A 4,294-nucleotide genomic window follows, 5' to 3' on the forward strand; every position below is an offset into this window, starting at 1 on the left:
GGACCGATCCATCCCGAACTGGGGATCGCCATGGACATGTCGATCCAGTTGAAGAGCGAAAGCGGGGCGATCTGCACCCTGTCGCTGTCGTTCAATAATGATGGGCCGCTCGGCACCTTCTTCCGCTATATCGGTGATACCGGCACCTATATCGCGCGCTAGGCGAACTGGAACAGCAGCTCGTCTGATCGAAATCCCTTCGGGGTCGCACGAAAGGGCGCAGTCGGGGCAACCGGCTGCGCTCTTTTGCGTCAGGCCGTCAGCAGCGGATGCGCCATGCGCAGATCGTCGAGCAAATTTTCGATCAGGGCGACATCCGCGATCGTACCGGTCGGCGTCGCGTTCCAGTTGCAATGGGGATGGGTGGCGCGGCTATACACGCGCAGCGGGCCGATCACCCGGCGCCAGTGATGCTTGCTGCTGCCATGGTCGCGCACCAGTCGGGCAACCAGCAGGTCGATGAGCTTGTCGGCCGTCATGTGCCAACCCATAAAGGTGCGGGCGGGTGCGTCAACTCTCGCGCGCGGCGCGCCAGCTGCGCGGCGGCTGGCCGACATGACGGGTAAAGAAGCGCGAAAAATAGGCGGGATCTTCGAAGCCGACGGCATAGGCGATGTCCGTGACCGACAGCTGGGAATAGAGCAGCATCCGGCGCGCCTCCAATAACGCGCGGTCGTCGAGCATCTGCGCGGGCGAATTGTTCGCGACGCGGGCGCAGGCTTGGCGCAGGGCCGTGAGGCTGACGCCGAGCGCGCGGGCATGGGCGGATACCGGCTCGCGCAGGCGGAAACGCTGGTCGATCCGTTCCCGCAGGCGCGCAACCAATGCGGCCTGGCGCGGGGTGCCGGGGTGAACCTGCCGACCCAAGGCGGCGTGACGCAACGCCAGCACCATCAGATGCAGCAAGGCGGATTCGACTGCAGCGCGCTGGCCTGGCCCGGCCCAGCTTAACTCCTGGTCCATACGGGCGATGGCGTCTTCGGCTGCGGTGCGGTCCGATCGAGGAAGCGCGACGGCTTGGGGGTGGGCGAAGAGAGGAACGAGGTCCGCATCGCGTAGGACGAGGTGGCGCAGATAGCTGTCGGCGATGGTGACTACCGCCCCGCGCGATTCACTGGCCCAGGTGAAACCATGGACGATGCCCGCCGGGATCAGCAAAAGGCAGGGGGCGTCGAAGCGGACCGCAGCCTCCTCCGCCTGCATCGCGCCGCCGCCTTCGGCGATCAGGATGATATGATTGAGGTCGCGATGGACATGGGGGCGGATCGTCCATTCGCTGGGTCGCGAGCGGTCGTCCAGGCTTTCGACATGCACGAACCCCTCCGCAACGCTGCGCTGCGGCTCGCCATAAAGATAGAAGCTGGGGACGGGCGAAGCGGTCATGGCCTATCGGCGTTGGCGTAGCGCCAGCAGCAGCCCCGCGCCCAGCAACGATCCCGACGCCATGACGATGGCGACGAGTGGCAGGGTGAAGTCGAGGCTGAACAGAAAGCCGGCCAATATCGGCCCCAACGCTGCGCCGCCCCGACCGACGCCGATGACGATGCCGGTCCCCCCGGCGCGCACGGCCGTAGGAAAGGACTGGGCGATCAGCGCATAGAGACCCACGACCGCAGCGTTCGTGAAGAAGCCGGCCGATGCCGCGATCAAGCTGAGGCCAGCCAGTGTCGTCTGTTCCTGGCCGAACAACGTGACCATGATGGTCGATGCAACCATGGTAATGATGACCAGAGGGCGGACAGCGATGCGCCAGCTTAGCACGCTGAGCAGTAATGCCCCTATGAGCCCGCCGACATTGGCCCAGACCAGCACGCTACCGGCGCTGGACGGAAGATAGCCCATATCGACGACGATCTTGGGCACCCATTTCAAGATGAAGTAGAAGGTCATGATGTGGCAGAAATAGGCGAGCGTCAGCAGGATGGTGGTGCGGGCCAGGCCGGGGGCGAACAGCGCGGCAAAGGAGGGTTTGGGCGCGGTCGCGTCCAGCGGCGGCAGCGCTGTGGCAGGGGTATGGCCCATGCGAGCAAGCAGGTGATTGATCCGCGATAGCGCGCCCGGCCGCCGCTTCTGAACCAGAAAACCGATCGATTCTGGCAACAGCCACAGCGATAAGGGCAGGAACAGGGCGGTGACGATTCCGCCGAACAGGAAAATATCGCGCCAATTGCCAGCGATCAGTAGATAAGAGGCAACCGACCCGCCCAGGATCGCCCCGACCGGATAGCCCGCTGCCATGATCGCAACCGCCAGGCTGCGGGCGCGCGCATTGGCGAGTTCGGCGACCATTGCGTTGGTGCAGGCGAGCATCCCGCCGATGCCGAGGCCAGTGATAAGGCGGATAAGGGAAAGGGAGGTCACGTCCCAGGCGATCGTGGCTGCGCCCATCCCCCCCGCCATGACGACCAGGCATCCGAGGATCGTGGGTCGGCGGCCGATGCGATCGGCGACATTGCCGAGCAATACCGACCCCACGGCCATGCCGATCAATTCCATCGACAGCACAAACCCCAGCGCGGCGCGATCGACGCCCCATTGCTTGGCGATGCCGGGAGACGCGAAACTGATCGCCAGAACATCGAACCCGTCGAGCGCATTGAGCAGCACGCAGAGCGCTATGGCGGTGATCTGCAACCGGCCCATCGGCGCTTCGTCCAACTGGCGTCTGAGGTCGGGCATGGGATGCTCCTGCTCCTGACGGTTCGAACCGGTACGCGACAGGCACCTATCGGCCGGATCGTCCATCTTCTTTTGCGTCGATAGGGCATGCGGCATTAGGTTTGACCGGTCAAGCATGGCATTGGCTGAGAGCCCATTTCCGGCGGATCATCCAAATAATCGGTTGATCTTCCTCTGTCGCCCAATCGGCTGAGGCCGCATGTCTGGACCAAAGCCGCCTTATGGGAGAGATGAGATGAAGACACAGGTCGCCATTATCGGAGCCGGGCCTGCGGGCCTTCTGTTGGGCCATTTGCTGCGGGCCGAGGGCATAGAGGTCGTCGTCATCGAGCGCGCAGCCCCCGATTATGTGCTGGGCCGGATCCGGGCAGGGGTGCTGGAACGGACGACCACCGACCTGATGGATCGACTGGGGCTGGGCGCGCGGATGCATGCCGAAGGGTTGCCGCATGACGGCTTCCACCTTGCCGACGGCGAACGGCTGATCCGTATCGATATCGAGGCGCTGACCGGCAAGAAGGTGATGGTCTATGGCCAGACCGAAGTCACCCGCGACCTGATGGAGGCCGCGCCCGAGCGCGGGCTGGAGATCATCTATGAGGCAGGCGACGTCGCGCTGCACGCTGTCGACAGCGATGCGCCCTATGTCACCTATAGCAAGGATGGCGTGACGTACCGGATCGACGCGCAATTCGCCTGTGGCTGCGATGGATTTCACGGGCCGTCGCGCAAGGCGGTACCCGCCTCAGTGGCTAAGGCCTATGAAAAGGTCTACCCCTTTGGCTGGCTCGGCATATTGGCGGACGTGCCACCATGTCATCATGAGCTGATCTACGCCAACCATGACCGTGGCTTTGCCCTGGCCTCTATGCGGTCGGAAAGCCGCAGCCGCTATTATGTCCAGGTGCCGCTCGACGAGAAGATCGAAGAATGGCCCGACGATCGGCTGTGGGACGAGTTGGCGACCCGGCTCGGCCCGGAGGCGGCCGCGAACATGACCCGCGGCCCCGCGCTCGAAAAGTCCATCGCACCGCTGCGCTCTTTCGTGTTCGAACCGATGCGCCATGGGCGATTGATGCTGGCAGGGGACAGCGCGCATATTGTGCCGCCAACCGGTGCCAAGGGGCTGAACCTGGCGGCGTCCGACGTCCATTATCTGTCGGAAGCGCTGATCGGCTATTTCAAGCGGGGCGATGCCGATGCGGTGGCAGGCTATTCGGACAAGGCGCTGGCGCGGGTGTGGAAGTCGGAACGCTTTTCCTGGCAACTCACCAAGCTGATGCATCGCTTCCCGGATGGCGATGCGTTCGACCGGCGGATGCAGGTGGCTGAACTCGACTATATTGCCTCATCCCTTGCGGCGCAGACGACGATCGCAGAAAATTATGTCGGCTTGCCGCTGTAGCGGCGATTCGCAACGGTGTGCAGCATGAAAGCCTGTTAGGGCCCGCGTAAGAGAGGAGAGTGGGTGCTGACGCGATTGGGTGGTCGAGCCCCGGAACCCTCAGCTGTTATCGGGGTTTTGCGACATGCCGATGACCGCTTTTGCGAAAAATTGCCGAAGCGTTGGATTTTTTCTGTTGACCGACTCATCTGCCCCCCTTAGAGGCGAGTT

At 63.6% G+C, this 4,294-nt stretch carries 4 protein-coding genes and 1 pseudogene; 2 read left to right on the forward strand and 3 right to left on the reverse strand.

Translation table 11 applies throughout. The annotated features are described in order from the left end of the window. Window positions 1–159: pseudogene (locus J2W40_RS20385) on the forward strand (oxidoreductase); the annotation flags it as partial. Window positions 160–251: 92 nt separating this feature from the next. On the opposite strand, the gene J2W40_RS20390 reads toward J2W40_RS20385, so the two are convergent. Genes J2W40_RS20390 through J2W40_RS20400 form a run of 3 tightly spaced genes read right to left on the reverse strand, consistent with a single transcriptional unit; the run spans window position 252 to window position 2,679 of the window. Beyond that, a complete protein-coding gene (locus tag J2W40_RS20390) occupies window positions 252–479 on the reverse strand; it encodes a hypothetical protein (RefSeq protein ID WP_310227782.1) in 228 nt (75 codons plus the stop codon). Window positions 480–510: 31 nt separating this feature from the next. Continuing rightward, window positions 511–1,383: a helix-turn-helix domain-containing protein gene (locus tag J2W40_RS20395; protein WP_310227783.1), complete on the reverse strand. Its 873-nt coding sequence runs from the start codon at window positions 1,381–1,383 to the stop codon at window positions 511–513. A 3-nt stretch (window positions 1,384–1,386) separates the two neighbouring features. Beyond that, on the reverse strand, window positions 1,387–2,679 hold the full coding sequence (locus tag J2W40_RS20400) for an MFS transporter (protein ID WP_310227784.1): 1,293 nt from the start codon (window positions 2,677–2,679) through the stop codon (window positions 1,387–1,389). Between the two features lie 235 nt (window positions 2,680–2,914). Here J2W40_RS20400 and pobA point away from each other — a divergent pair, with 235 nt between their 5' ends. After that, window positions 2,915–4,084, forward strand: a complete 1,170-nt coding sequence (gene pobA, locus J2W40_RS20405) for a 4-hydroxybenzoate 3-monooxygenase (RefSeq protein ID WP_310227785.1) — start codon at window positions 2,915–2,917, stop codon at window positions 4,082–4,084. The last annotated feature ends 210 nt before the right edge of the window (window positions 4,085–4,294 follow it).

This window comes from Sphingobium xenophagum (assembly GCF_031457465.1).
In the GTDB taxonomy this organism is placed as follows: Bacteria; Pseudomonadota; Alphaproteobacteria; order Sphingomonadales; family Sphingomonadaceae; genus Sphingobium; species Sphingobium xenophagum_A.